Below are 26,342 nucleotides of genomic sequence, written 5' to 3' on the forward strand. Positions count from 1 at the left end.
ATCTTCCATACCAAAAGGTTGGCGTTACGTGCCATCTGGCGGTAATTTGCACCAATCTAACATATAGCCTTACAAACGGCAGCCAAACAGCCTTGAAATTCACAATTTCATCACCATTGCTACCAGGACTCGACTCATGCAGAAACCAGAAAAGTTGCCCGTGACATTCGCCAAAAACGATGTAGAAATTATTGCACGAGAAATGCTTTATAGCGGTTTTTTTTCGATGGAACTTTACCGTTTCAGGCATCGCCTGTTTAACGGTGAAATGAGCGGCGAAATCAGACGCGAAATTTTTGAGCGCGGGCATGCAGCAGTCTTGCTACCCTTTGACCCAGTGCGCGACGAAGTTGTGCTGGTGGAACAGATCCGAATTGCGGCTTACGACGTCAGCGAGAGCCCATGGTTACTGGAGATGGTAGCCGGGATGATCGAAGAGGGCGAATCGGTCGAAGACGTTGCCCGCCGTGAGGCACTGGAAGAAGCAGGATTGGTGGTGGGACGTACAAAACCGGTGCTGAGCTATCTGGCAAGCCCGGGGGGCACCAGCGAACGCCTGTCGATTATGGTGGGCGAAGTGGACGCCACGACGGCGGAAGGGATCCACGGTCTGGCAGATGAAAACGAAGATATTCGGGTTCATGTGGTGAGCCGGGAACAGGCTTATCAGTGGGTAGAAGAGGGGAAAATCGACAACGCAGCGTCTGTCATCGCCCTGCAATGGCTGCAACTGCATTATCAGACATTACGAAACGAGTGGAAAAAATGAAGCGTTATACACCTGACTTCCCAGAAATGATGCGCCTGTGCGAAACTAATTTCGCACAATTGCGCCGCCTGCTGCCGAAAAATGACGCACCCGGCGAAACGGTAAGCTATCAGGTGAGCAACGCACAGTATCGGTTAACGATAACAGAATCAACGCGCTACACCACGCTGGTGGAGATTGAGCAAACGGCACCCAGTATTAGCTACTGGAGCCTGCCGTCGATGACGGTGCGCCTCTATCACGATGCAATGGTCGCTGAAGTGTGTTCAAGTCAGCAGATCTTTCGCTTCAAGGCACGGTATGATTACCCGAATAAAAAGTTGCATCAACGCGACGAAAAGCATCAAATTAACCAGTTTTTAGCTGACTGGCTAAGATATTGTTTAGCACATGGAGCAATGGCGATTCCGGTTTGTTAGCGTCATAAACCTACCTAAGGACACCATTTGGAAAGCCTGTTGAACCTGACTGTTGCTGGTGGGGCGCCAGTCAGGATATTACAAATCACCGATACCCACCTTTTTGCCGAAAAGCATGAAACTCTGCTGGGGGTCAACACCTGGGAGAGCTATCAGGCGGTACTTAGCGCCATTCACGCTGAAAATCGTGCATGCGATCTGATTGTCGCAACGGGCGATCTGGCGCAGGACCAATCCTCCGCGGCCTATCAGCATTTTGCTGAAGGCATCGCGAGTTTTAGCGTGCCTTGCGTCTGGCTACCTGGAAACCACGATTTCCAGCCGGCTATGTACAATGCCCTCCAGGATGCGGGGATTTCTCCGGCAAAATGTGTCTTTGCGGGTGAACAGTGGCAGATCCTGCTGCTGGATAGCCAGGTGTTTGGTGTCCCGCACGGTGAGTTAAGCGAGTTCCAGCTCGACTGGCTGGAGACCAAACTGGCTGCTGAACCTGAACGTCATACGCTGTTATTACTTCATCATCACCCTCTGCCAGCGGGTTGCAGCTGGCTCGATCAGCACAGTCTGCGTAATTCTGCTGCGCTGGATCGCGTGCTGGCGAAATTCCCGCGTGTGAAGAATCTCCTGTGCGGACATATCCATCAGGAACAGGATCTCGACTGGAATGGTCGCCGTATGCTGGCGACGCCATCGACCTGCGTTCAGTTTAAGCCGCACTGTGCCAACTTTACGCTGGATACCATCGCACCAGGCTGGCGCTGGCTGGAACTGCATGCCGATGGTTCGCTGACCACGGAAGTCTGCCGTTTGACAGGCGCAAAATTCCGTCCGGACACCGCTTCAGAAGGCTACTGATGTCTACGCTCCTTTATCTGCACGGATTCAACAGCTCGCCGCGCTCCGCAAAAGCGACACAGTTTCGCCAGTGGCTGAGTGTGCATCACCCTGATGTTGAGATGATTATTCCGCAACTGCCGCCTTACCCGGCGGAGGCTGCGGAGATGCTGGAATCTATTGTGCTTGAACACGGCGGCGAATCATTCGGTGTGGTCGGCTCATCGCTGGGCGGATACTACGCCACCTGGCTCTCGCAATGTTTCATGCTGCCCGCTGTTGTCGTTAACCCGGCGGTGCGGCCATTTGAGCTGCTTCGGGACTTTCTTGGTGAAAACGAGAACCCCTACACCGGTCAGCAATATGTGCTAGAGTCACGCCATATTTACGATCTCAAAGTTATGCAGGTTGACCCGCTAGAAGCGCCGGATCTTATCTGGCTGCTGCAACAGACGGGTGATGAAGTGCTGGATTACCGCCAGGCAGTGGCGTATTACGCCTCCTGCCGCCAGACTATAGAAGAGGGCGGAAACCATGCTTTCACGGGCTTTGAGAATCATTTCACCCAGATTGTCGATTTTCTTGGACTGCACAGCCACTGACAATCAATGCGAATTGCTAGTTTAAATCATGACGCAAACCTATAACGCTGATGCCATTGAGGTCCTCACCGGGCTTGAGCCGGTTCGCCGCCGCCCGGGGATGTACACCGATACGACGCGCCCAAACCACCTGGGCCAGGAAGTTATTGATAACAGTGTGGACGAAGCGCTGGCGGGTCATGCCAAACGCGTTGACGTCATCCTGCATGCCGATCAGTCGCTGGAAGTCATTGACGACGGGCGCGGCATGCCGGTGGATATCCACCCGGAAGAGGGCGTCCCTGCCGTTGAGCTGATCCTCTGTCGTCTGCATGCGGGCGGTAAGTTCTCCAACAAAAACTATCAGTTCTCTGGTGGTTTACACGGCGTGGGGATCTCAGTCGTTAACGCCCTGTCTAAGCGCGTGGAAGTAAACGTCCGCCGTGATGGTCAGGTCTACAACATCGCGTTTGAAAATGGCGAGAAGGTTCAGGATCTGCAGGTCGTAGGCACGTGCGGTAAACGTAACACCGGCACCAGCGTTCACTTCTGGCCTGACGAAAGCTTCTTCGATAGCCCGCGCTTTTCTGTTTCTCGCCTTACGCACCTGCTGAAAGCCAAAGCGGTGCTCTGCCCTGGCGTGGAAATCACCTTTAAAGACAACGTTAACAACACCGAGCAGAGCTGGCGCTACGAGGACGGTCTTAACGACTATCTGTGCGAAGCGGTAAACGGCCTGCCGACGCTGCCGGAAAAACCGTTCGTCGGCAATTTCACCGGCGACACCGAAGCGGTGGACTGGGCGCTGCTGTGGCTGCCGGAAGGCGGTGAGCTGCTGACCGAAAGCTACGTTAACCTGATCCCCACCATGCTCGGCGGTACGCACGTCAACGGTCTGCGTCAGGGGCTGCTGGACGCGATGCGCGAGTTCTGCGAATACCGTAATATTCTGCCGCGTGGCGTGAAGCTGTCGGCGGAAGATATCTGGGATCGCTGCGCCTACGTACTCTCTGTGAAAATGCAGGATCCGCAGTTTGCCGGTCAGACCAAAGAGCGCTTGTCGTCACGTCAGTGTGCGGCATTCGTTTCCGGCGTGGTGAAAGATGCGTTTACCCTGTGGCTGAACCAGAACGTTCAGGCGGCAGAGATGCTGGCTGAAATGGCCATTTCCAGCGCCCAGCGTCGTCTGCGTGCGGCGAAGAAAGTGGTGCGTAAAAAACTGACCAGCGGCCCTGCGCTGCCGGGCAAGCTAGCGGACTGTACTGCGCAGGATCTCAACCGTACCGAACTGTTCCTCGTGGAAGGCGACTCGGCGGGTGGATCGGCCAAACAGGCGCGCGATCGTGAATACCAGGCGATCATGCCGCTCAAGGGTAAGATCCTGAACACCTGGGAGGTCTCTTCAGATGAAGTGCTGGCTTCGCAGGAAGTGCATGATATCTCGGTGGCGATCGGCATCGATCCTGACAGCGACGATCTGAGCCAGTTGCGCTACGGTAAGATCTGTATCCTTGCGGATGCGGACTCCGATGGTTTGCACATCGCTACGCTGCTGTGCGCACTGTTTGTGAAGCACTTCCGCACGCTGGTGAAAAACGGCCACGTTCACGTGGCGCTGCCGCCGCTGTACCGTATCGACCTCGGCAAAGAAGTGTATTACGCGCTGACGGAAGAAGAAAAAGCGGGTGTGCTGGAACAGCTGAAGCGTAAGAAGGGCAAACCGAACGTCCAGCGCTTTAAAGGGCTGGGTGAGATGAACCCGATGCAGCTGCGCGAAACCACGCTGGATCCCAACACGCGTCGTCTGGTGCAACTGACGATCAGTGACGAAGACGAGCAGCAAACCAACGCGATGATGGATATGCTCCTTGCCAAGAAACGTTCGGAAGACCGACGTAACTGGCTGCAGGAGAAAGGCGATATGGCGGATATTGAAGCCTGATGCTGAAAAAGCCCTGCGATGCAGGGCTTTTTTATGTCAAAACTCCATCTTCACCGTAAACTGCACTTCGCGCGGGTCGCCAATCTGGTTGCCCAGGTTATTGGTCGCGATAGATGAGGTGTAGTAAGTCTTATCAAACAGGTTCTTCACGTTCACCTGCAGCGTCACCGGATACTGCAGTTTCATCTTATAGGCCGCAAAGGCATCGGCAACAAAATAGCCCGGTAAATAATAGTCCGCGCCGTTGGTCGCTGAGCGACGGCTCACGCCGTGTCCACCTCCGCCAAGCGTCAACGTATTTCCGCCGATCGCATTGTGAATGTCATAGGTCAGGAACAGTGAGCCGGTATGGCGTGGCACGTTCGGCAGCGGTTTGCCTGCATAGTCCGGGTCTTCCAGCACTTTTGCGTCGGTATAGCCGTAGCTGGCAATAATATTGGTGTTTTCCGTCAGAGACCCTGCCAGATCCACCTCCACACCCTGCGAACGCACGCGGCCAGCGGTTTTCGCGATGGTCTCTCCCGCGATACTTTCGGTGTACAACACGTTGCGTTTGTGAATATCAAACAGCGAGATATTGGCAGTAATACCGTCGAACAGGTCAAACTTAGCGCCAATTTCATACGCATTTGATGTTTCTGGCGGCAGATCGCCGATGTAGCTCGCAATGGATGATTGCGGCATAAACGTCTGGGAATAGTTGGCAAACAGCGAGACCGCTGGCGTGAGTTTGTAAACCAGCCCCAGCTTCGGTGTCCACTGGTCGTCGCGGCTGTCGGTATTGACGTTGAACGGGCGACCTTTACCGGCGTACTGGGTGTAATACTGATAGCGCAATCCGGCGACGGCGATCCATTTATCGGTCAGGTACAGCGCGTCCTGAGCGTAGGCGGAGTAGCTCTCTTGCTTGATGGTCTGGTCGCTGTCTGACGCTGAGACAGTGGTGCACTTGCTAAGGTTGCCATACGTCGGGTTGTAGATATTGAAATCTTTGACGTTTTTACAGCGCATCATATCCGTGCGCAGCAGATCGTAATTCTCATACGATACGCCGGTCAGGATCTCGTTGTAGAAGCCAGCGATGTCCACATTCCCCTGCAGATCCGCACGCGTCGTATGCATCCGCTGGGTCGAGCCTTGCGTCGCATCTACGCGGCGGGTCAGGTTGCCCGTTTTTGAATCGTAGGCCATTACGCGGGCCTGGTTATCGCTGTATTTATCCTGGCTAAAGCTGTAGTCGAACTTTGCGGTCCACTGGCTGTTCAGGCGATATTCTGCGTTGAGCTGCGCCAGGTCTGACTGACCATCGGTAATGTTAAACGGTTCGTCAAAACGCGTTTTGCGATCAACGTTTACCGGCTGTTTGGTGTTGAGATCGAAGATCGTTCCACGATCGAATGGTGTCTTATAGTCGCGATGCGAATAGAGCACGGTGACCGTGGCATCATCGCCAAACCAGGTCAGCGACGGTGCGATAAAGGTGCTGCGCTCGTTGCCAAAATTGCGCCAGTAATCTTCGTCCTGATACTCACCCGTGAGACGATACGCCAGACGCGTGCCGTCAATCGGGCCGGTAACATCAACCTGTCCGGTGCCGCCGCCAAAGCTGGAAGAGGTGGCAGAAAGTGAGCCGCCGAAGGTTTTCTCCGGGCGTTTGGTCACGACGTTTATCAGACCACCTGGATCGAGGATGCCATACAGCGTTGAGGCCGGGCCTTTTAGCACTTCCACGCGCTCGGTAGCGGCATTAAAACTGCGCGGCAGTACGGTGCGCAGGCCGTTGGTCATCACCGAACCGTCGCGGTTCGCGCCAAACCCACGGCGAACAAATGCATCCTGCGTACCGCCCAGAGTATTGGTTTGCACCACGTTACTGACGTTATAGAGCGCTTCATCAAGCGTAGTGGCGTGCTGATCTTCCAGCACTTTATCACTGACGGTATTGACCACCTGCGGGATATCCAGCATTGGCATGTTGGTCAGTGTCGCGGTGGAGGTATTCAACGGCTGATAGCCATTTGTAGCATCTACCGTAGCATTCGGACTGGCGGTGACGGTAAGCGTTTCGCCGTCTTTAGTCGTTGTGTTGTCCGCTGCCTGCACCAACGGCGCCATAAACAGCAGTGAAAAGAGCGCGCGCCCTTTTGCCCCAGAGAGAGAAGGTGTGTACGTAGCCATTACATCTGTTTTCCCAAGATATCCCGCGCATGAAGGGGCGCGGAAGAATATGTGAGTCATTGCCCTTAATTGTCTGCTCGTTAACCGTATGGCATCGAACATGTAATTGAGAATCATTCAATCATGTGGGGGTGTAGTAGTAAATGGAAAAAAGCAAAAATCGGCTACAACATTTAACCATGCGTATAAGTGCATCAGAATGCTGATTAATATGTTGAAATTAATGCTTTTATTGGCCATGTTTCATTCATGTTTCTTCAGGTTTATCCCTGGTTTTATCAGGGTGTTTCTTCTCTTGACTACTACATGGCGCAGCGTCAAACTCTTCAAAAGAGAATGAGTTTTATTTTTATTTGTTGGTTTTTCATTACGTTGGCGTTCACGTGGCTCACAACACAAAACAACCGGGACTGGTTCTGGAGAACCTCTCTGCGGGCTATCAGAAAAAAATCATCGTTGATGATATCTCCCTTGCGATCCCTCAGCAGAAAATGACGGTGCTGGTAGGGGCGAACGGCTGTGGAAAATCCACACTGTTGAGCACTATCGCGCGGCTGCTGCTGCCGCTCGGGGGCACCGCGCTGCTGGACGGTAAAGCCATTCATGAGCAGCCGACCAAAACGGTTGCCCGTCAGCTTGGCATTCTCCCGCAGTCTCCGCTGCTGCCGGAAGGGTTAACCGTCTTTGAGCTGGTTTCACGCGGGCGCTTTCCCTGGCAAAATTTTATGCGCCAGTGGAGCGATGAGGACGAACGGGCTGTTGAAGAGGCGCTGCGGCTGACGGGGACGGCGGAGTTTGCACATCTGCCGGTTGAAAGATTGTCTGGCGGTCAGCGTCAGCGCTGCTGGATCGCCATGGCCCTGGCGCAGCAAACGCCATATATCCTGCTGGATGAACCGACAACCTTTCTCGATCTCCGCTATCAGGTGGAGATCCTGGAACTGCTGCATATGCTGACCCGCCAGCACGGACGCACCGTCGTGGTGGTGCTGCACGATCTTAACTTCGCGGTGAACTACGGTGATTCGCTGATCTTTTTACGTCAGGGGAAAGTTGAAGGCGTATTGCATGAGGGCGATGCCTGCACGCCGGAGTTGATCAAAGCCGTGTTTGATGTCGACGTGCATATGTCGGTTAACCCGTTGACTGGCAAACCGTTTTTTATGCCGTTCCGTCAGGTCACTGAAAAACCATGATACGCACAACGCTGGCTTTTATTCTCTTTGCGTTACTGCTGATGATGGGGGCGATCGCCCACCTGGGTATCGGCGCGCGCGTTATTCCTCCGCTGACGGTGGTCCAGGCATTTTTTGATTTTAATCCCCATAATTTCGACCATAACGTCATTATCAAATTAAGACTGCTGCGTCTCTGCGCCGCGATGGTGACAGGCGCCGCGCTCGGCGTGGCGGGCGTCCTGCTACAGTCCGTGATCCGCAACCCGCTCGGCGAGCCGCATATTCTGGGGCTGAATGCCGGGGCAGCTCTGGCGGTGGTGCTGACGAGTGCGCTCGGGATGACGCTGCCGTTTGGTCGCCCGCTCGTTGCCGCCGCCGGTGCCGCCGCGCTGTTTTTGCTGGTGCTGATGTTCTCCTCGTCTGGCCGCACCGGGCTCACACCCATGAAAGTGACGCTGTGTGGCGTGGCACTGTCGGCATTTGCCTCATCGGTGACTGCCGCAGTTCTGATTCTGGATGAACAGACGCTACTTGCCCTGCGAACCTGGCTGGCGGGGGATTTAGCGGGGGTAAAACAAGAAACGCTTCAGAGTGCCCTGTGGGCTGCTGCTGGCGGTTTTGTTCTCGCTATCGGAGTGTCCCCGTCGCTCAATATGCTGGCTCTGGGCGACCGGATGGCGCAAGGGCTTGGCGTTTCACTGCTCAGGACGCGCCTGCTGGCCCTGCTGGCCATCGCTCTGCTCTGCGGTGCGGCCGTATCTATCGCCGGGCCGATTGGCTTTATCGGCCTGGTCGTGCCGCAGCTCATTCGCCGTCTGGTGTCGGTCGATTTACGCGTGATGGTGCCGCTGTCTGCCCTGTGTGGCGCGCTGGTTCTGCTGCTGGCAGATATTGCCGCCCGTACGTTGTTTACGCCCTGGGAGCTGGCAACCGGCATCATGACAGCCCTGGTTGGCGCACCAGTCTTCATTTTCATGGCGTCGAGGATGTTCAAATGAACCGGGCCGGATTCCGCGCGATCCGTATTGGTCGCCTGTCGGCATTGGTTCGCCCGAAGACGCTTGTATGCCTGGCGTTTTTAGCACTGGTGGCATTAAGTCTGCTGGGCTTTGTTCTGACGCACGGTTCGTTGCCCATTCCCACCTCCGCTATTGCCCGCACGCTGTTTTCTCCTGAAGGTCTGACAGCAGAGGCGCACTATATCGTGATGGATATTCGTCTGCCGCGCCTGCTGATGGCGGTACTGTGCGGCGCAATGCTTGGCATGGCCGGAGCGGCCATGCAGTCCATCACCCGCAATGGCCTGGCCGATCCCGGTCTTATCGGCGTGAAAGAGGGCTGCAGTGCGGCAGTGCTGGTGCTGATCTTTCAGTTCCCGGCGTTGAGCCTGGCCTGGCGTCCGCTGGCAGGAATGGCCGGGGGACTACTCACTGCGATGCTGGTGGTCTTGCTGGCGCGTGATATTTCGCGTCCGCGATTCATCCTGATTGGCATCGGTGTGTCATGGGCCTTTGCTGCCGCAATGGGTGTCTTTATGACCACCGCCGACGTGCGTGACGTGCAGACGGCAATGCTCTGGCTGGCAGGAAGCCTGCATGCGGCAAACTGGACGCTGGTGGGGCTGGCTGCACTCTGGACGCTTCCTGCGTTTGCGTTGTTACTGTTTACCGCGCGTGCCGCCGATGTTGCGTTACTCGGTAATCAGGCCGCAACAGGCCTGGGCGTGCGTACAACCCGACTGGCACTGCTGCGCGTTCTCGCCCCGGTGGTGCTGACGGCGGCCTGCGTCTCCTGCGTAGGCAGTATTGGTTTCGTGGGACTCATTGCCCCACATATGGCACGTCTGCTGCTGTGTGGTGGGCAAACCGCGCTCCTGACGGGAAGTGCCGTGCTGGGGGCGCTGCTGGTGTTGCTGGCGGATAACGTCGGGCGTCTGGCATTTCTCCCGCTGCAACTGCCAGCGGGAATTGTGATTTCATTGATTTGCGGACCGTTTTTCCTGCTGTTGCTCTGGCAGCGTCGGGACAGATTTTAGGGGACTGAGGATGCGCGTACTTTTTTCGATGTTGTTGCTGGTCGGGTTTGCGGTGAGCGCGGCAGAACCGACTCAGACATTTACCGATGATTTGGGGCGCAAGGTCGTTGTGCCGGTTCATCCGAAAAGGATTGTCTCGCTGCATGACCTGGATATCACCATCCCGCTCATTGAGCTTGGCGTACCGCCGGTAGCCAGCCACGGCCGTACGCGACCGGACGGCAGCCATTTTCTGCGTTCCAGCGGCATGCTAACGGGCGTCGATTTCGATAATTCCGACATCAAGTTTATCGGCACTGCGGATATCGACATTGAGGCCATCGCCGCTGCAAAACCGGATCTGATTATCACTGAACCGACCCGCAACACGCCGGTGGAACAGCTGCAAAAAATTGCCCCGACGGTGAGCATCGATCATCTCGACGGCGGTGCGCCGGAAATCTACCGCAAGCTGGCGCAACTTACCGGCACGCAGGCGCGACTGAAGATCCTGGTGCGCCGCTATCAGGAACAAATCAACGCACTGAAAGCGACGGTGGATACCCGCAAAATTAGCGTGTCAGTGATTCAGGCGAATCAGGGAAAGATTAACGCCATGCACAGCTACCACTCGTTGGGTCGTGTACTGCGTGATGCCGGGTTCACCTTCCCGCCGCTAATTGAGGCCATACCGGACGGGGGACGGATTGACGTCAGCGCCGAGCGTCTGCCGGAGCTGGATGCCGATTTCGTCTTCGCTACCTGGCGCGGGGATACCGGGGGTAAACCGCAGGACGAGCTGGCAGCGATGGAGGCGGTAATGCCTGGCTGGTGTCAGTTCCTGAACGCCTGCCGAACCGGACACTACGTGCTGATCTCACGTGAAGAGGCCATCTCGAATTCCTTCGCGTCTTTAGGCCTGATGGCTGCGCAGGTGCAATCGCAGATAGCCGGGCGACCACTGCCGGAGGCATCACGGTGATCCGCAAAGAGAAAGGGCGCGTGGATGTCTACGGTGACCGCTTTCGTTCGCGTGCGCACCAGTTGACGCCGCGCGTGCTGCAGGTGGCAAGCTATATCAATGAGAACCGCGAAGCGGTGATGGAACAAACGGCAATGGAGATTGCTGCACTGTTAAAAACCTCAGATGCCACCGTGGTACGCGCCATTCAGGCGCTGGGGTTCGCCGGGCTGCGCGATCTCAAACAGACGCTGGAACAGTGGTTTGGTCCAGTAGTCAGCTCCAGCGAAAAGATGTCTACCACAGTGAATACACTGACCAGCGATGTCAATGCGAGCATTGATTTTGTGCTGGAGGGACATCAGCACACCCTGGACGTATTATCCGAACCCCACAACCGCTATGCGATGGCTCAGGCGGTCTCACTGCTGGCACAGGCGAGGCAGGTCGCGATTTTTGGTATCGGCGCTTCGGGTATTCTGGCCGAGTACACCGCCAGGTTGTTCAGCCGTATGGGATTACCCGCCACACCGCTTAACCGTACTGGAATAGGGCTTGCCGAACAGCTCATCACCCTTCAGCGCGGTGACGTGCTGGTGATGATGGCGCAGAAATCCGCGCACCGGGAGGGGCAAACCACGCTGCGTGAAGCAAAACGTCTCGGTATTCCGACTATCCTGCTGACCAACGCCCTGGACTCGCGTTTCAGTAAAGAGGCCAGCGTAGTGATCCACGTCCCACGCGGCGGCGAAAAGGGCAAAATCCCACTTCATGGTACGGTACTGTTGTGTCTGGAGATGATTATTGTGTCCGTTGCCTCCACCGAGCCGCAGCGCACCATCAAATCAATGAAGCGGATCAACGAGTTTCATCGGGGATTAAAACCGGGGAAGAAAAGCAGCTAAAAACAAAGCCCGGTGGCGCTAGCGCACACCGGGTCTGGGGGAAACTTAAACCCCTTGCTCCAGAATACGGATGTGGGTTTCCAGCACGTCACCCTTCACCGCGTCGCTCCACGCTTTCATGTGCGGGGTCTGCAGGTGCGCTTCAAGATGCGCGACGGTTTCCCACTGCTCAACCATGATGATCGAGTCCGGCGCGGTGGCCTGGAAGCTGGCGTCAGTGGTGGCATCCACCATTGGCGCGTAGCCATGGCAGCCTTCTTCTTTCAGTACGGTCGGGATAATTTTCGCGAACTGATCCAGCACCGCCTGACGGTGATGTTGACCTGGACGAGTACGGATTTCTGCGATAACGGTAAGCATGTTTACTACTCCTTTAATTCCAGGCTACCAGTTAAGCAAAAATTTCCGCGAGATGCTTGCGATATTCTGCGATATAGCGTGGGACATCAGGCATTTTAATCACGTCGTTGACGATAAAGGTTGGCAGCGGATCCATCCCCAGGAACTGGTTAGCCTTATGGAACGGCAGGTATGCGCCGTCAACGCCTACGCCTTCGAAAAACTGATCTTTCTCGGTGAAGGCTTCCAGCGGGGCGTTCCAGGTCAGTGACAGCATATATTTTTTGCCCTGAATCAGACCGCCTGAACCGTATTTTTTGGACGCGTCAGAGCGGGTGCGGCCATCGCTGGCATACAGAGAGCCGTGACCTTCAGTGAACACGTCATCCATGTATTTTTTCACGGTCCACGGCGCGCCCATCCACCAGCCCGGCATCTGCCAGATCACCACGTCAGCCCACAGGAAGTTCTGCACTTCGGCTTTCACGTCATAGTTGCTGTCTGCACGCACGACCTTAACATCATGCCCGGCGTCGCGCAGGAAACCGTCCGCGACCTCGGTCAGGGTGTCATTCAACTGGCCTTTAGAATGCGCAAATTCTTTTGCACCGTTAATAATCAGAATGTTGCTCATTATTTGTCCTCGATGATGAGAGTATGGCGGGTATTCTACGCGCGAGGACGGAGCGGAAAAATGAGCAAAATGTGCAAAGTCTTTTGCGCTAAATGCAATAATCCCTTACCAGCTGACCTTCACTTCAAAACCGCCTTCCGCCGCATTGCTTAATGAAACACGCATACCGTGCAGGGCGGCGATGCGTTTCACAATGGATAATCCGAGCCCGCTGCCCGTGGCATCCTGCCCCGGTGGTCGATAAAATCGCTCGCCGAGGCGCGCCAGCGCATCAGGCGAAATGCCGTTGCCGTTGTCGCGCACGGTAAAGCTTCGGGTGTCCAGCGTCACGTCCACCACGCTGCCTCGCGGACTATAACGAATGGCGTTATCCAGTAGGTTGCGAACAAGCAGGCTCAGGAGCAGCTGCTGACCCGTGCGTGTAACCTCTGGCGCATTGATGTTCAGCCGGATATCAATGCCTGCCTGTTGAGCGGGATGCCAGATATCCAGCACGGCCGACTGCAGTAAATCGGCCAGGGTGATCCGTTCGACATCGTCAAGGTTATCCAGTGAATCCAGACGCGACAGCGTAAGAAGTTGATCCACCAGCCGGGACGCACGGTCAATACCCGCATGCAGTTGTGTCAGCGCTTTTGCCTGTGCCTGCGGATCGTCCGAGGAGAGTTGTGCCACGTCAGTTTGCACTTTCAGGGCCGCCAGCGGACTGCGTAATTCGTGGGCGGCATCAGAGGTAAAGCGGCGCTCGCGGGTCATCATCTCCTGGGTGCGGGCGAACAGATGATTTAGCGAGTCGAGCAGGGGGCGCACTTCCGTGGGGACACCCTGAACCGTCAGTGCTTCGGTGGCATCTGGCGAGCGAGAACGCAGGGTCTGCGCCAGTTTTTTCAGCGGCCTGAGTTCACGGCTTAACAGAAGGATTAGCAACAATAGCATCACGGGGAGCGCCACCAGCCACGGCGTAAGCTGCGAACTGACTATATCCAGCGCCATATCCTGCCGATACTCCCACTCCTGGCCGATCACCACGCGGTACTTTCCGTCGGGGGAGGTCAGCCATAAAAAACGCCACTCATCGTTGTCGCCCTGCAGCTGCCCGTTATCAAACCCGTCGCGGCGATAGTGGTACGGAATATCGCGCCCGTTTTCCCCGTCGTTCAGGAGCATTTTGCCGTCGACGGCGTAAATGGCGAAAGCCAGCGCGTCGTCATCCAGACGACCATGCTTCACTTTTTTGGGGATCTCGCGCATGCGCTCGGGGGCACGGATCTCATCAAGATCCATTGTCAGCAGCCGTTTGGCAAAAAGCATTTGCTGGGTATCAAACAGTTTATCGAGCTTGTGGGTCGTCTGCTGCCAGGCGACCAGGCTGGCGGCAAACCAGGCCGTCAGAGAGAGCAGCAGGAAGAGAAGCGTCAGGCGAAGTTTCAGGCTCAGTTTCATGCGTCACCCAGGGTATAGCCGATGCCATGCACGGTGCGGATAAACTCGCTGCCAAGTTTACGGCGCAGATGGTGGACGTGAACCTCGATGGCATTGCTGGAGACCTCATCGTCCCAGGTATACAGTTTTTCTTCGATCAGCTTACGCGGCAACACCCGACCTGCATTACGCATCAGCAGCTCAAGCAGCGCGAACTCTTTGGGTTTGAGCGTCAGCGTTTCGCCGTCCATCGTGGCGATGAGACGGGTCGGATCGAGCGTGACGTTGCCGTGGCGAAGCTCGCTGCGTGCCTGTCCATGGCTGCGGCGGACCAGAGCTTCGAGACGGGCACCGACCTCGATCAGGGCGAACGGCTTACAAAGGTAATCATCCGCGCCCAGACGCAGCCCTTCAACGCGCTGGTTAAGTGCATCCCGCGCGGTCAGGATCAGCACCGGTTCGCTGCGCCCGCTTTCACGCCAGCCACGCAGGATCTCCAGCCCGTCGATTTCTGGTAATGTCAGATCGAGCACTACGGCATCATACGGCGCGCTATACAGTGCTGCCTGACCCGTTTTTCCGTCGGTAAACCAGTCCACGCTAAAGCCCATTTTGCTTAAACCCGCTTTGATACCATCGCCGATTAACTTGTCATCTTCTACCAGTAAAATGCGCATGTTCCCTCCTTGATGTCGTCAGTAAACCCTCTGTAAGCGCCTGCTGTACAGCAATAATAAATAAATTTTCCCCTTAAGAAGTTGTTAAGGATTACCCTGTTAAATGGACCGCGAAACCAGATTAAAGGGAGAGTTAATATGAAAAAATTCGCTGCGATTGCCGCCATCATGATGATGACCACTGCCCCTGTATTTGCTGCACAAGGGGGATTCAACGGCCCGTCGGCCACACAAACCCAGACTCAAACTCAGACTGGCGGCTTTGTCGATAATGACGCCAACCTCACCACGGCGGTGAAGGTGAAAGAGATGAAAGATGATAGTTGGGTGAAGCTGCGCGGGAACATCACCGAGCGCCTGTCTGATGACCGCTACACTTTCCGCGACGAGACCGGAACGGTAGTGGTAGAGATTGACCACAAGCGCTGGAACGGCGTAACCGTGACCCCGCAGGATAAAGTGGAACTCCAGGGTAAGGTCGATAAAGACTGGAACGAGTTTGAAATCGATGTGAAGCAGGTTATCAAGTTGAACAAATAACCCAGAAAGGGCCGCTTATCCGGCCCTTTTTCTTTGTGACTCAACCCGGCAGATAAGGTAGTATCTGCGGCAATATTGCCTGAAACCCTTCGGTTTCTGAGTTGAGGAATCACACGTAATGAGCGATATGGCAGAGCGCCTCGCGCTACATGAATTCACGGAAAACGCCTACCTGAACTACTCCATGTACGTCATCATGGACAGGGCGTTGCCGTTTATCGGGGATGGCCTGAAGCCTGTTCAGCGCCGCATCGTCTATGCGATGTCCGAGCTGGGGCTGAATGCCAGCGCCAAGTTCAAGAAATCCGCCCGTACCGTCGGTGACGTACTGGGTAAATACCATCCGCATGGCGACAGCGCCTGTTATGAAGCGATGGTGTTGATGGCACAGCCGTTCTCTTACCGCTATCCACTGGTGGATGGCCAGGGGAACTGGGGGGCACCGGACGATCCAAAATCCTTCGCAGCGATGCGTTATACCGAATCCCGTCTGTCTAAATATGCCGAAGTGCTGCTGGGCGAACTGGGTCAGGGAACCGTTGACTGGGTGCCAAACTTCGACGGCACGCTGCAGGAGCCGAAGATGCTGCCTGCGCGCCTGCCGAACATCCTGCTGAACGGCACCACCGGTATCGCGGTTGGTATGGCGACAGACATCCCGCCGCACAACCTGCGTGAAGTGGCGAAAGCCGCCATCACCCTGATTGAACAGCCGAAAACCTCGCTGGACGAGCTGCTGGATATCGTGCAGGGACCGGACTATCCGACTGAAGCGGAGATCATCACCTCCCGCGCGGAAATCCGTAAAATCTACCAGAACGGTCGTGGCTCCGTGCGTATGCGCGCGGTGTGGACCAAAGAAGACGGTGCGGTGGTGATCACCGCGCTGCCGCATCAGGTCTCCGGCGCCAAAGTGCTGGAACAGATTGCCGCCCAGATGCGCAATAAGAAGCTGCCGATGGTGGACGACCTGCGCGATGAATCGGATCACGAGAACCCGACTCGTCTGGTGATCGTGCCGCGTTCCAACCGCGTGGACATGGAGCAGGTGATGAACCACCTGTTTGCCACCACCGATCTGGAAAAAAGCTACCGTATCAACCTGAACATGATTGGCCTCGACGGACGCCCGGCGGTGAAAAACCTGCTGGAGATCCTCACCGAATGGCTGACGTTCCGCCGCGATACGGTACGCCGTCGTCTGAACCACCGTCTGGAGAAAGTGCTTAAGCGCCTGCATATCCTCGAAGGTTTGCTGGTGGCGTTCCTCAATATCGACGAAGTGATTGAGATCATTCGTACCGAAGACGAGCCTAAGCCTGCGCTGATGTCGCGCTTTGGCATCAGCGAAACCCAGGCCGAAGCGATCCTCGAACTGAAGCTGCGCCATCTCGCCAAACTGGAAGAGATGAAGATCCGTGGTGAGCAGAACGATCTGGAAAAAGAGCGCGATCAGCTGCAGGCGATCCTCGCGTCCGAACGCAAGATGAACAACCTGCTGAAAAAAGAGCTGCAGGCCGATGCCGATGCTTTCGGCGACGACCGTCGTTCTCCGCTGCACGAGCGCGAAGAAGCGAAGGCGATGAACGAGCACGACATGCAGCCGTCCGAGCCGGTGACCATTGTTCTGTCTCAAAGCGGCTGGGTGCGCAGCGCCAAAGGCCACGACATCGACGCGCCGGGGCTGAGTTACAAAGCGGGCGACAGCTTCAAAGCTGCCGTGAAAGGGAAGAGCAACCAGCCGGTGGCGTTTATCGACTCTACGGGCCGTAGCTACGCGATTGATCCAATCACGCTGCCTTCCGCGCGCGGGCAGGGCGAGCCGCTCACCGGCAAGCTGACGCTTCCGCCGGGTGCCACGGTTGACCATATGCTGATGGAAACCGATGAGCAGAAACTGCTGCTGGCGTCTGATGCCGGTTACGGTTTTATCTGTACCTTTAACGATCTTGTCTCGCGCAACCGTGCCGGTAAGGCGCTGATTAGCCTGCCGGATAACGCCCACGTTATGCCGCCGCTGGTGATTGAGAACGAGAGTGACATGCTGCTGGCGATCACCACTGCCGGACGTATGCTGATGTTCCCGGTTAGCGATCTGCCTGAACTGTCAAAAGGCAAGGGTAACAAGATCATCAACATCCCGTCCGCGGAAGCGGCGAAAGGTGAAGATGGTCTCGCGCACCTCTTCCTTCTGCCGCCGCAGAGCACGCTGACCATTCATGTCGGTAAGCGTAAAATCAAACTTCGTCCGGAAGAGTTGCAAAAGGTCGTCGGTGAGCGCGGTCGTCGCGGCTCACTGATGCGTGGCCTGCAGCGTATCGACCGCGTGGAGATTGACTCTCCTGCACGCAGCACCGCAGGTGACAGCGAAGAGTAATGTCGTGATATCCCCCTCTGTCCGGAGGGGGAGTTTCAATAAAATTTCCCGTAAAATCGTTGTTAATTCGTGCGTTGCGATTAACAATACGCGCTCGTAATAAAGTCCTTACCTGGCCACAGGTGAAGTATAATTGTCAGCTGTTGGGGCTTCAGAGGTCGCTATGCTATACATTGTTCGTCTTATTCTTACCGTTATCTACTGCATTCTGGTCTGTATTTTCGGCTCTATTTATTGCCTGTTCAGCCCGCGTAATCCGAAGCATGTTGCCACCTTTGGTCATATGTTTGGTCGTCTTGCGCCGCTGTTTGGTCTGAAGGTTGAAAAACGTCTGCCAGAAGGTGCTGAGAATTTCGGTAATGCCATCTTTATCGCTAATCATCAGAACAACTACGATATGGTGACGGCCTCTAATATCGTTCTTCCTCCAACCGTCACGGTGGGGAAAAAGAGCCTGCTGTGGATCCCGTTTTTCGGTCAATTGTACTGGCTCACCGGTAATCTGCTCATCGACCGTAATAACCGTGCAAAAGCGCACGGCACTATTGCGGAAGTCGTGAATCATTTTAAAAAACGCAGAATATCCATCTGGATGTTCCCGGAAGGGACGCGCAGCCGTGGTCGTGGCCTGCTGCCGTTTAAAACGGGCGCGTTTCATGCCGCAATTGCGGCAGGTGTTCCAATTATTCCTGTGTGTGTTTCCAATACTTCTAATAAGATTAATCTTAATCGCCTGAATAATGGGTTGGTGATTGTCGAAATGCTGCCACCTGTCGATACCAGCAAATACGGTAAAGACCAGGTGCGTGAGCTGGCAGCACACTGCCGCGAGCTGATGGCTCAGCATATTGCGCTGCTCGACAAAGAAGTCGCAGAGAGAGAAGCCGCCGGTAAGATTTAATCCGGCGTTAAAGGGAAAACGAATTCCCGCGTTGTTAGTCGTTTCAGATGGAGCTTATATGTCACTCAGTCGGCGTCAGTTTATTCAGGCTTCAGGGATCGCCCTTTGTGCGGGTGCGATGCCGCTGACAGCCAGCGCCGCCGGGCAGCAACAGCCGCTGCCCATTCCGCCGTTAATTGAATCCCGTCGCGGACAACCGCTTTTCCTGACATTACAGCGCAGCCACTGGTCCTTTACCCAGGGGACGCGTGCGCCGGTATGGGGCATTAACGGGCGTTACCTTGGGCCGACCATACGCGTATGGAATGGCGATGACGTTAAACTCATCTACAGTAACCGCACGTCCGAAAATGTTGCCATGACCATCAGCGGTTTACAGGTTCCTGGCCCGCTGATTGGCGGTGCGCCGAGGATGATGTCACCCAATGCTGACTGGGCGCCAGTGCTGCCCATTCGTCAGAGTGCGGCAACGCTGTGGTATCACGCCAATACCCCTAACCGCACTGCACAACAGGTGTATAACGGTCTGGCCGGGATGTGGCTGGTAGAAGATGAGGTCAGCAAATCCCTGCCGATCCCGAATCACTATGGTGTGGATGATTTCCCGATCATTATCCAGGACAAACGTCTGGATAATTTCGGTACGCCGGAATACAGCGAGCCGGGCAGCGGTGGCTTCGTCGGCGACACGCTGCTGGTCAATGGTGCGCAAAGCCCCTACGTTGAAGTCTCGCGTGGCTGGGTGCGTCTGCGTCTGCTCAACGCCTCAAACTCGCGCCGTTATCAGCTGAAAATGAGTGATGGCCGCGCGCTGCACGTGATCTCCGGTGACCAGGGCTTTTTACCTGCGCCGGTTTCCGTCAAACAACTGGCGCTGTCGCCGGGTGAACGTCGTGAAATTCTCATTGATATGACGAATGGGGATGAAGTGTCTGTCACCTGCGGTGAAGCGGCAAGTATTGTTGACCGTATTCGAGGGTTCTTTGAGCCGTCGAGCATTCTTGTTTCTACCCTGGTGCTGACCCTGCGCCCAACCGGCCTGCTGCCGTTGGTGACCGACAGCCTGCCCATGCGCCTGCTGCCGCAGGAGATCATGAGCGGTTCGCCAGTGCGCAGCCGCGATATCAGCCTGGGCGACGATCCTGGCATCAATGGTGCGCTGTGGGACGTCAACCGTATCGATATTACCGCGCAGCAGGGCACCTGGGAGCGCTGGACCGTTCGCTCCGACATGCCGCAGTCGTTCCATATTGAAGGTGTGTCATTCCTGATCCGCAATGTGAACGGCGCGATGCCTTTCCCGGAAGACCGTGGCTGGAAAGACACCGTCTGGGTGGATGGTCAGGTCGAACTGCTTGTCTACTATGGTCAGCCTTCGTGGCCGCACTTCCCGTTCCTGTTCCACAGCCAGACGCTGGAGATGATGGACAGGGGGTCAGTGGGGCAGATGCTGGTCAACCCTGCGCCATAACCCCCCGACATTCCCGGTTCGCCGGGAATGTTTTATGCCCGCCAGAAAAAGCGCGAGAAGAGGATCAGCACCGGATAAATTTCCAGACGCCCTAAGATCATCGCTGCGCACATCAACAGTTTGGCCTCTTCTTTTAATGTCCCGAAGGTGGACGCCGTCTCGCCAAAACCCAGCCCCATGTTATTGATACAGGCCGCTACCGTTGCAAATGACGTAAACAGGTCGTAGCCCATCAGATTGAGCGCCCAGACAAAAAAGCCCGTAATCATCACGTAGAGGAAAAAGAAGCTCCATACCGAGCGCAGGACGCGTTCATTCACCACGCTTTTACCGACCTTAATGCTCAGTAGCGCGCGTGGATGTGCAAGCTGATTCATTTCCTGAATACTCTGTTTGAACATGATCAGAAAACGCAGCGCTTTGATCCCGCCACAGGTCGATCCCACGCAGCCACCAAAAAAGCTGGCGCTCAACAGCAGGAAAATGGTGTGGGCAGGCCAGTGCGCGTAATCGGCCGTCGAAAGACCGTTATCGGTCATCATCGAACTGGCCAGGAAGAAAGCATGAACAAGGCTATCCGTCGCGTTGTACATCCCCGCATGCCAGACCTGCCAGGCGGTAATGACAATCACCACTGCGGCGGCACCCAGAAAGAATTTAACCTCCGGGCTGCGGCGAATCGGCTTCAGGGTGCGTCTGACAATCGCGACGTACCAGAGGGTGAAGTTGAATGCGGAGAGCAGCGAAAACGCGCCGGCGACGAGTTCAATTGCGTGGCTGTCGTAAAACCCGATGCTCTCGCTGCGGGTAGAGAATCCGCCCAACGACACGGTCGAAAGCCCGTGACAGATGGCGTCAAAAAAAGACATTCCCGCCAGCCAGTAGGCCAGGGTGCAGGCCGCACCCAGCGCGAAATAAGTCACCCACAGCGTACGCGCGGTATCGGCAAGGCGGGGAGTCAGACGCTCCTCCTTGAACGGTCCTGGCATCTCTGACTGATAGAGCTTCATGCCGCCGATACCTAATAGCGGCAGCACCGCGACGGCCAACACGATGACGCCTAAGCCGCCAATGAAATTTAGCTGAGCGCGGTAATAAAGGTATGACTTAGGCAGGGCGCTGACGTCCCCGATCACCGTTGCCCCGGTAGTGGTTATCCCGGAAACCCCTTCAAAGAGCGCGTCAGCAAAGGAGAGCTGGAGCCCGTCATCCATCCATAACGGCATGGCGCTGATCAATGAAAACAGCAGCCAGAACAGCACAATAATTACGAAACCGTCGCGGGTACGCAGCTGAATACCGGCATGACGGGTTGCCCTCCACGTTAGTCCACCAAGGCTGAAAAAGGTTAAAAAGGTGGTTAAAAACGCAAAATAGGTCCGCTCTTTATTCAGCAGGGCGATGACCATTGGCGGCAGCATCGAAAGGCTGTACAGCAGAACCAGAAAACCGCAGAGGTGAAGGACAACCCGCAGCTGAGATATATGTAACGAATTGTTGGACTTCACAACAGAACTCCGTGCAAGAACACATTCCGGGGGCAACACGCCGGAAGATATAGTGGATATTATGATCCAAAATTAACAGGGCGCTGTATTTTAACGACTTCCACGAATATCTGTCTGCTTCATGCATCCTTTTCTTCAAATCTGGCTGATGAACAGCGTATAATCCCGCTCCTTTTGTTTATTTTTTCTTCGGAAGCATTATGAGCGCAATTTCCCTGATCCAGCCGGATCGTGACCTCTTCTCCTGGCCCCAGTACTGGGCAGCCTGCTTTGGACCGGCACCTTTCCTGCCGATGTCCCGGGAAGAGATGGACCAACTGGGCTGGGACAGCTGCGACATCATTCTGGTCACAGGCGATGCCTACGTTGACCATCCGAGCTTCGGCATGGCCATTTGTGGCCGTATGCTCGAAGCACAAGGCTTCCGCGTGGGGATCATTTCTCAGCCAGACTGGAACAGCAAAGACGACTTTATGCGTCTGGGTAAACCCAACCTGTTCTTCGGTGTGACCGCCGGCAACATGGACTCGATGATCAACCGCTATACCGCTGACCGTAAGCTTCGTCATGACGATGCCTATACCCCGGATAACGTGGCGGGTAAACGTCCGGACCGCGCCACCCTGGTGTATACCCAGCGCTGTAAGGAAGCCTGGAAAGATGTGCCAGTGATCCTGGGCGGCATTGAAGCAAGTCTGCGCCGCACTGCGCACTACGATTACTGGTCAGATACCGTTCGCCGTTCGGTGCTGGTGGATTCCAAAGCCGACATGCTGATTTACGGTAACGGCGAGCGTCCGCTGGTGGAAGTCGCACACCGTCTGTCGCAAGGGGAGCCGGTGAGCAGTATTCGCGATGTGCGTAATACCGCGATCATGGTGAAAGAGGCGCTGCCGGGCTGGAGCGGAGTAGATTCCCGTATTATTGATATGCCGGGCAAAATCGACCCGATCCCGCATCCGTATGGTGAAGATTTGCCGTGCGCGGATAACAAGCCGGTTGAGCCAAAGAAAGCGGAAGCGAAGGCGATTATTGTACAACCGCCACGCCCGAAACCGTGGGAAAAAACGTATGTGCTGCTGCCGTCCTACGAGAAGGTAAAAGCTGACAAAGTGCTTTACGCGCATGCGTCCCGTATTCTGCACCATGAAACCAACCCGGGCTGTGCCCGCGCACTGCTGCAGAAACACGGCGAGCGCTATATCTGGATCAACCCGCCAGCGATCCCGCTGTCAACTGAAGAGATGGATAGCGTCTTTGCACTGCCGTATAAGCGCGTACCGCACCCGGCATATGGCAACGCCCGTATCCCGGCGTATGAGATGATCCGCTTCTCGATCAACATCATGCGTGGTTGTTTCGGTGGGTGCTCATTCTGTTCTATTACCGAGCATGAAGGACGCATTATCCAGAGCCGCTCTGAAGATTCGATCATCAATGAGATCGAAGCTATTCGCGATACCGTACCGGGTTTTACTGGCGTGATCTCCGATCTGGGCGGCCCAACCGCCAACATGTACATGCTGCGCTGTAAGTCGCCGCGTGCAGAGCAAACCTGTCGTCGTCTGTCCTGCGTCTATCCGGATATCTGCCAGCACATGGATACCAACCATGAGCCGACAATCAATCTCTATCGCCGCGCGCGTGATCTTAAAGGCATCAAGAAGATCCTCATCGCCTCCGGGGTACGTTACGACATCGCCGTGGAAGATCCGCGTTATATCAAAGAGCTGGCGACACACCACGTCGGCGGCTATCTGAAGATTGCGCCGGAGCACACCGAAGAAGGCCCGCTGTCGAAAATGATGAAGCCGGGCATGGGCAGCTATGATCGCTTTAAACAGTTGTTCGATACCTACTCTAAGCAGGCAGGGAAAGAGCAGTACCTGATCCCTTACTTCATCTCTGCCCACCCGGGTACGCGCGATGAGGACATGGTGAACCTGGCGTTGTGGCTGAAACAGCGTCGCTTCCGTCTGGATCAGGTGCAGAACTTCTACCCGTCACCGCTCGCCAACTCGACGACCATGTATTACACCGGCAAGAACCCGCTGAGTAAGATTGGTTATAAGAGCGAAGACGTAGTGGTGCCAAAAGGGGATAAACAGCGCCGTCTGCACAAAGCGCTGCTGCGTTATCACGATCCGAAAAACTGGCCGCTGATCCGTCAGGCGCTGGAAGATATGGGTAAAAAGCACCTGATTGGCTCGCGTCGCGACTGTCTGGTACCGGCACCTACCCTGGATGAAATGCGCGAGGCGCGTCGTCAGAATCGCAATACGCGCCCGGCGTTGACCAAGCACACACCGATCGTGCACCAGCGTTCAAACGGTGGGGCGACGGCGAAGAAGCCAGCCAAACGTAAAGCGTAAAATAAAAACCCCGGCAAGCCGGGGTTTTTTTATCTATCCGCCAAACTGATCCGGGTCTGGCCCAAGCCGTTTGCCCTTATCCAGTTTCGCAATCTCACCCAACTCATCTTTGTCCAGGCGGAAATCCCAGACGTCGAAGTTCTCGGCGATGCGCGAAGGGGTGACCGATTTCGGGATCACCACCAGGCCGTTATCCAGATGCCAGCGAATCACAATCTGTGCTGGCGTCTTACCGTATTTATCCGCCAGGTCGCGAATAATTTTCTGATCAAATACGCCTTCACCGCCCTGAGCCAGCGGGCTCCAGGATTCGGTCTGGATATTGTGGGTTGCGTTCCAGGCGTGAAGCTGGCGCTGCTGCATCAGCGGGTGCAGCTCGATCTGATTGATGACAGGAGCGATACCTGTCTCGTCGATCAGGCGCTGCAGATGGTGAACCTGGAAATTACAGACACCGATACTTTTCACCCGCCCCTCTTTTTGCAGCTCAATCATTCCTTTCCAGGCGTCAACATAATGGTCGATAGCCGGAACAGGCCAGTGCATCAGCCAGAGATCGATGTAATCGAGCCGGAGCTTGTCCAGGCTCTCCTGCAGGGCTTCGCGGGGACGCTTTTGATCGTCGTTCCACAGTTTAGTGGTAATGAAAAGGTCGTCGCGGGGCAAGCCAGCGCTGGCCAGTGCCTTACCCACACCGTCTTCGTTTTTGTACGCAGCGGCGGTATCAATCGACCTGTAGCCGACTTCCAGGGCTTTATGAATGGCGGAGACGACCTCGTCGTTACCGGCTTTCCATACGCCGAGCCCCAGTTGGGGCATCACGTTGCCGTCCTTCAGCCTGATTACGGTTTGGTTTGCCATTTTTCCTCCTTCAGGTGCGCATCGTCGGAGGGTTTCTCCGACGATGGGGTGTGCATTAAGTCTGGACGAAATGTCAAAAAACGAAAGTCGGGAGGACAAAAACGCTTAGCGTGCCGCTTCGTAGATACGACGGCTCACGTCCAGCGTGATGTCGCCGTGCTCGCCCAGGTGAGTCATACCGTGTTCTTCCAGTTTCGCCAGCAGGGCAGGGATGGAGCTACCATCCAGGCCGTAGCCAGAGAGACGCGTTGGCACGCCCAGACCTTCGAAGAAGCTGCGGGTTGCTTCGATGGCGGCATCAATCCGCGCATCGTCAGAACCCTCGGTGATGTTCCACACGCGCTCAGCGTACTGCAGCAGTTTGGCGCGTTTGGTATCACGTTTTTCGTTCCACAGCGCAGGCAGAACTACGGCCAGCGTCTGAGCGTGATCCAGACCGTGCATTGCCGTCAGTTCGTGGCCCAGCATATGGGTTGCCCAGTCCTGAGGCACACCCGCACCGATCAGGCCATTAAGCGCCTGCGTTGCTGCCCACATCACATTGGCGCGAACATCGTAGTTTTCTGGCTCTTGCAGCGCTTTCGGACCTTCTTCAACCAGCGTCAGCAGAATGCCTTCCGCGAAGCGATCCTGAATTTTGGCATCCACCGGGTAGGTCACGTACTGCTCCACGGTATGCACAAAGGCGTCGACCACACCGTTAGCCACCTGATGTGCAGGCAGGGTGTAGGTGTAAACCGGGTCGAGGATGGCGAAAACAGGCTGAACATGTTCGTTCATAAAGGCCTGCTTATCACCCGTGGTTTTGCGGGAGATCACGGCACCTTTGTTGGATTCAGAGCCCGTGGCTGGCAGAGTCAGTACGGAGCCCATCGGGATAGCGCTTTTCACGTCGCTGCCACGGGTTTCCAGGATATGCCATGGGTCGATGCCGTCAGCGTAATGTGCCGCTGCGGCGATGAATTTGGTGCCGTCCAGCACAGAGCCACCGCCAACGGCCAGCAGGAAGGTGATGTTCTCTTCGCGGGCGATTTTCACTGCATTCATCAGCGTTTCGTAAGACGGGTTTGGTTCAATGCCGCCGAATTCACGCACGTCCAGACCTTCCAGGGCACTGTAAACCTGATCCAGCACGCCGGTTTTTTTCACGCTGCCGCCACCGTAGGTGATCAGTACGCGGGCGTCAGCAGGGATCTGTGCGCGCAACTCGGCAATAGCGCCTTTACCAAACAGAATGCGGGTTGGGGTGTGGAGATTAAAGTTGTTCATTGCTCGTTCCCTTATGTGGGTGAAAAATCGTGGTGGCGCAGAAGGCTACCTGATGCTGCACATTGTGGCTGTCCGGGGCTATCCTCTCAATGCACATTCCTGCCGATGTCTTGCCCATTTCTACAGAGCGCTGGAGAAAGCGCGAAAAAGCACGCACACTATCAATGTCGGAAACCGTACCCGGAGTAAC

The 26,342-nt window shown here is 55.7% G+C and carries 23 protein-coding genes; 15 read left to right on the forward strand and 8 right to left on the reverse strand.

Going from position 1 to position 26,342, the window contains the following annotated elements; translation table 11 throughout:
* The first annotated feature begins 136 nt into the window (after window positions 1-136).
* The 5 genes from nudF to parE are packed head-to-tail and all read left to right on the forward strand — an operon-like array spanning window position 137 to window position 4,545.
* Complete coding sequence (gene nudF / locus WB237_RS18520; protein WP_028017156.1) at window positions 137-769, forward strand: ADP-ribose diphosphatase; 633 nt, start codon at window positions 137-139, stop codon at window positions 767-769.
* On the forward strand, window positions 766-1,188 hold the full coding sequence (locus WB237_RS18525; protein WP_014833293.1) for a DUF1249 family protein: 423 nt from the start codon (window positions 766-768) through the stop codon (window positions 1,186-1,188). Before nudF ends, WB237_RS18525 begins: the two co-directional genes overlap by 4 nt.
* A gap of 27 nt (window positions 1,189-1,215) precedes the next feature.
* Window positions 1,216-2,043 carry a 3',5'-cyclic-AMP phosphodiesterase gene (cpdA, locus tag WB237_RS18530; protein ID WP_108090476.1) on the forward strand — a complete coding sequence of 276 codons (828 nt, stop codon included), beginning with the start codon at window positions 1,216-1,218 and terminating at the stop codon, window positions 2,041-2,043.
* Entirely contained in the window at window positions 2,043-2,624 is a 582-nt protein-coding gene (gene yqiA / locus WB237_RS18535) for an esterase YqiA (protein ID WP_336215210.1), read from the forward strand. Before cpdA ends, yqiA begins: the two co-directional genes overlap by 1 nt.
* Before the next feature lie 28 nt (window positions 2,625-2,652).
* Window positions 2,653-4,545 carry a DNA topoisomerase IV subunit B gene (parE, locus tag WB237_RS18540; protein WP_049005057.1) on the forward strand — a complete coding sequence of 631 codons (1,893 nt, stop codon included), beginning with the start codon at window positions 2,653-2,655 and terminating at the stop codon, window positions 4,543-4,545.
* Between the two features lie 36 nt (window positions 4,546-4,581).
* Here the strand turns inward: parE and WB237_RS18545 are convergent, their stop codons facing one another.
* Window positions 4,582-6,723: a TonB-dependent siderophore receptor gene (locus WB237_RS18545; RefSeq protein ID WP_336215213.1), complete on the reverse strand. Its 2,142-nt coding sequence runs from the start codon at window positions 6,721-6,723 to the stop codon at window positions 4,582-4,584.
* Window positions 6,724-7,106: 383 nt separating this feature from the next.
* On the opposite strand from WB237_RS18545, the gene WB237_RS18550 reads away from it, so the two are divergent.
* The 5 genes from WB237_RS18550 to WB237_RS18570 are packed head-to-tail and all read left to right on the forward strand — an operon-like array spanning window position 7,107 to window position 11,781.
* A complete protein-coding gene (locus WB237_RS18550; RefSeq protein WP_336215215.1) occupies window positions 7,107-7,919 on the forward strand; it encodes an ABC transporter ATP-binding protein in 813 nt (270 codons plus the stop codon).
* Window positions 7,916-8,899, forward strand: a complete 984-nt coding sequence (locus WB237_RS18555) for a FecCD family ABC transporter permease (protein ID WP_336215217.1) — start codon at window positions 7,916-7,918, stop codon at window positions 8,897-8,899. Before WB237_RS18550 ends, WB237_RS18555 begins: the two co-directional genes overlap by 4 nt.
* Window positions 8,896-9,936 carry a FecCD family ABC transporter permease gene (locus WB237_RS18560; protein WP_336215219.1) on the forward strand — a complete coding sequence of 347 codons (1,041 nt, stop codon included), beginning with the start codon at window positions 8,896-8,898 and terminating at the stop codon, window positions 9,934-9,936. The genes WB237_RS18555 and WB237_RS18560 overlap by 4 nt, the downstream gene beginning before the upstream one ends.
* 10 nt (window positions 9,937-9,946) lie before the next feature.
* A complete protein-coding gene (locus tag WB237_RS18565) occupies window positions 9,947-10,897 on the forward strand; it encodes an iron-siderophore ABC transporter substrate-binding protein (protein WP_336215221.1) in 951 nt (316 codons plus the stop codon).
* Complete coding sequence (locus WB237_RS18570) at window positions 10,894-11,781, forward strand: MurR/RpiR family transcriptional regulator (protein ID WP_336215223.1); 888 nt, start codon at window positions 10,894-10,896, stop codon at window positions 11,779-11,781. The genes WB237_RS18565 and WB237_RS18570 overlap by 4 nt, the downstream gene beginning before the upstream one ends.
* Before the next feature lie 45 nt (window positions 11,782-11,826).
* Here WB237_RS18570 and WB237_RS18575 read toward each other — a convergent pair whose 3' ends face one another.
* The 4 genes from WB237_RS18575 to qseB all read right to left on the reverse strand — a co-directional run bounded on the left by WB237_RS18575 (window position 11,827) and on the right by qseB (window position 14,853).
* Window positions 11,827-12,141 (reverse strand): putative quinol monooxygenase, encoded by a 315-nt coding sequence (locus WB237_RS18575; protein ID WP_028017166.1) that lies wholly within the window; start codon window positions 12,139-12,141, stop codon window positions 11,827-11,829.
* Between the two features lie 31 nt (window positions 12,142-12,172).
* Window positions 12,173-12,754: an NAD(P)H-dependent oxidoreductase gene (locus WB237_RS18580; RefSeq protein ID WP_023616895.1), complete on the reverse strand. Its 582-nt coding sequence runs from the start codon at window positions 12,752-12,754 to the stop codon at window positions 12,173-12,175.
* A gap of 105 nt (window positions 12,755-12,859) precedes the next feature.
* Complete coding sequence (gene qseC, locus WB237_RS18585; RefSeq protein WP_336215228.1) at window positions 12,860-14,197, reverse strand: quorum sensing histidine kinase QseC; 1,338 nt, start codon at window positions 14,195-14,197, stop codon at window positions 12,860-12,862.
* Complete coding sequence (qseB, locus tag WB237_RS18590; protein WP_336215230.1) at window positions 14,194-14,853, reverse strand: quorum sensing response regulator transcription factor QseB; 660 nt, start codon at window positions 14,851-14,853, stop codon at window positions 14,194-14,196. Before qseB ends, qseC begins: the two co-directional genes overlap by 4 nt.
* 138 nt (window positions 14,854-14,991) lie before the next feature.
* Between qseB and WB237_RS18595 the strand changes: the two genes are divergently transcribed.
* The 4 genes from WB237_RS18595 to ftsP all read left to right on the forward strand — a co-directional run bounded on the left by WB237_RS18595 (window position 14,992) and on the right by ftsP (window position 20,142).
* Window positions 14,992-15,393: a YgiW/YdeI family stress tolerance OB fold protein gene (locus WB237_RS18595; protein ID WP_336215232.1), complete on the forward strand. Its 402-nt coding sequence runs from the start codon at window positions 14,992-14,994 to the stop codon at window positions 15,391-15,393.
* A 118-nt stretch (window positions 15,394-15,511) separates the two neighbouring features.
* Complete coding sequence (parC, locus tag WB237_RS18600) at window positions 15,512-17,770, forward strand: DNA topoisomerase IV subunit A (protein WP_336215234.1); 2,259 nt, start codon at window positions 15,512-15,514, stop codon at window positions 17,768-17,770.
* A 163-nt stretch (window positions 17,771-17,933) separates the two neighbouring features.
* Window positions 17,934-18,671: a 1-acylglycerol-3-phosphate O-acyltransferase gene (plsC, locus tag WB237_RS18605; RefSeq protein WP_336215236.1), complete on the forward strand. Its 738-nt coding sequence runs from the start codon at window positions 17,934-17,936 to the stop codon at window positions 18,669-18,671.
* Between the two features lie 58 nt (window positions 18,672-18,729).
* Window positions 18,730-20,142, forward strand: coding sequence for a cell division protein FtsP (gene ftsP, locus WB237_RS18610; protein WP_336215239.1), 1,413 nt, complete (start codon window positions 18,730-18,732; stop codon window positions 20,140-20,142).
* A gap of 32 nt (window positions 20,143-20,174) precedes the next feature.
* Here ftsP and WB237_RS18615 read toward each other — a convergent pair whose 3' ends face one another.
* Window positions 20,175-21,650 (reverse strand): TrkH family potassium uptake protein, encoded by a 1,476-nt coding sequence (locus WB237_RS18615; RefSeq protein WP_336215242.1) that lies wholly within the window; start codon window positions 21,648-21,650, stop codon window positions 20,175-20,177.
* A 200-nt stretch (window positions 21,651-21,850) separates the two neighbouring features.
* Here WB237_RS18615 and WB237_RS18620 point away from each other — a divergent pair, with 200 nt between their 5' ends.
* Window positions 21,851-24,022 (forward strand): YgiQ family radical SAM protein, encoded by a 2,172-nt coding sequence (locus tag WB237_RS18620; protein ID WP_336215244.1) that lies wholly within the window; start codon window positions 21,851-21,853, stop codon window positions 24,020-24,022.
* A 33-nt stretch (window positions 24,023-24,055) separates the two neighbouring features.
* On the opposite strand, the gene dkgA is transcribed toward WB237_RS18620, so the two are convergent.
* Window positions 24,056-24,883 carry a 2,5-didehydrogluconate reductase DkgA gene (gene dkgA / locus WB237_RS18625; RefSeq protein ID WP_336215248.1) on the reverse strand — a complete coding sequence of 276 codons (828 nt, stop codon included), beginning with the start codon at window positions 24,881-24,883 and terminating at the stop codon, window positions 24,056-24,058.
* 105 nt (window positions 24,884-24,988) lie between these two features.
* Entirely contained in the window at window positions 24,989-26,152 is a 1,164-nt protein-coding gene (gene yqhD, locus WB237_RS18630) for an alcohol dehydrogenase (protein WP_336215252.1), read from the reverse strand.
* Window positions 26,153-26,342: the final 190 nt, after the last annotated feature.

The sequence above is a fragment of the Enterobacter sp. P82 genome (assembly GCF_037053385.1).
Classification (GTDB): Bacteria; Pseudomonadota; Gammaproteobacteria; order Enterobacterales; family Enterobacteriaceae; genus Enterobacter.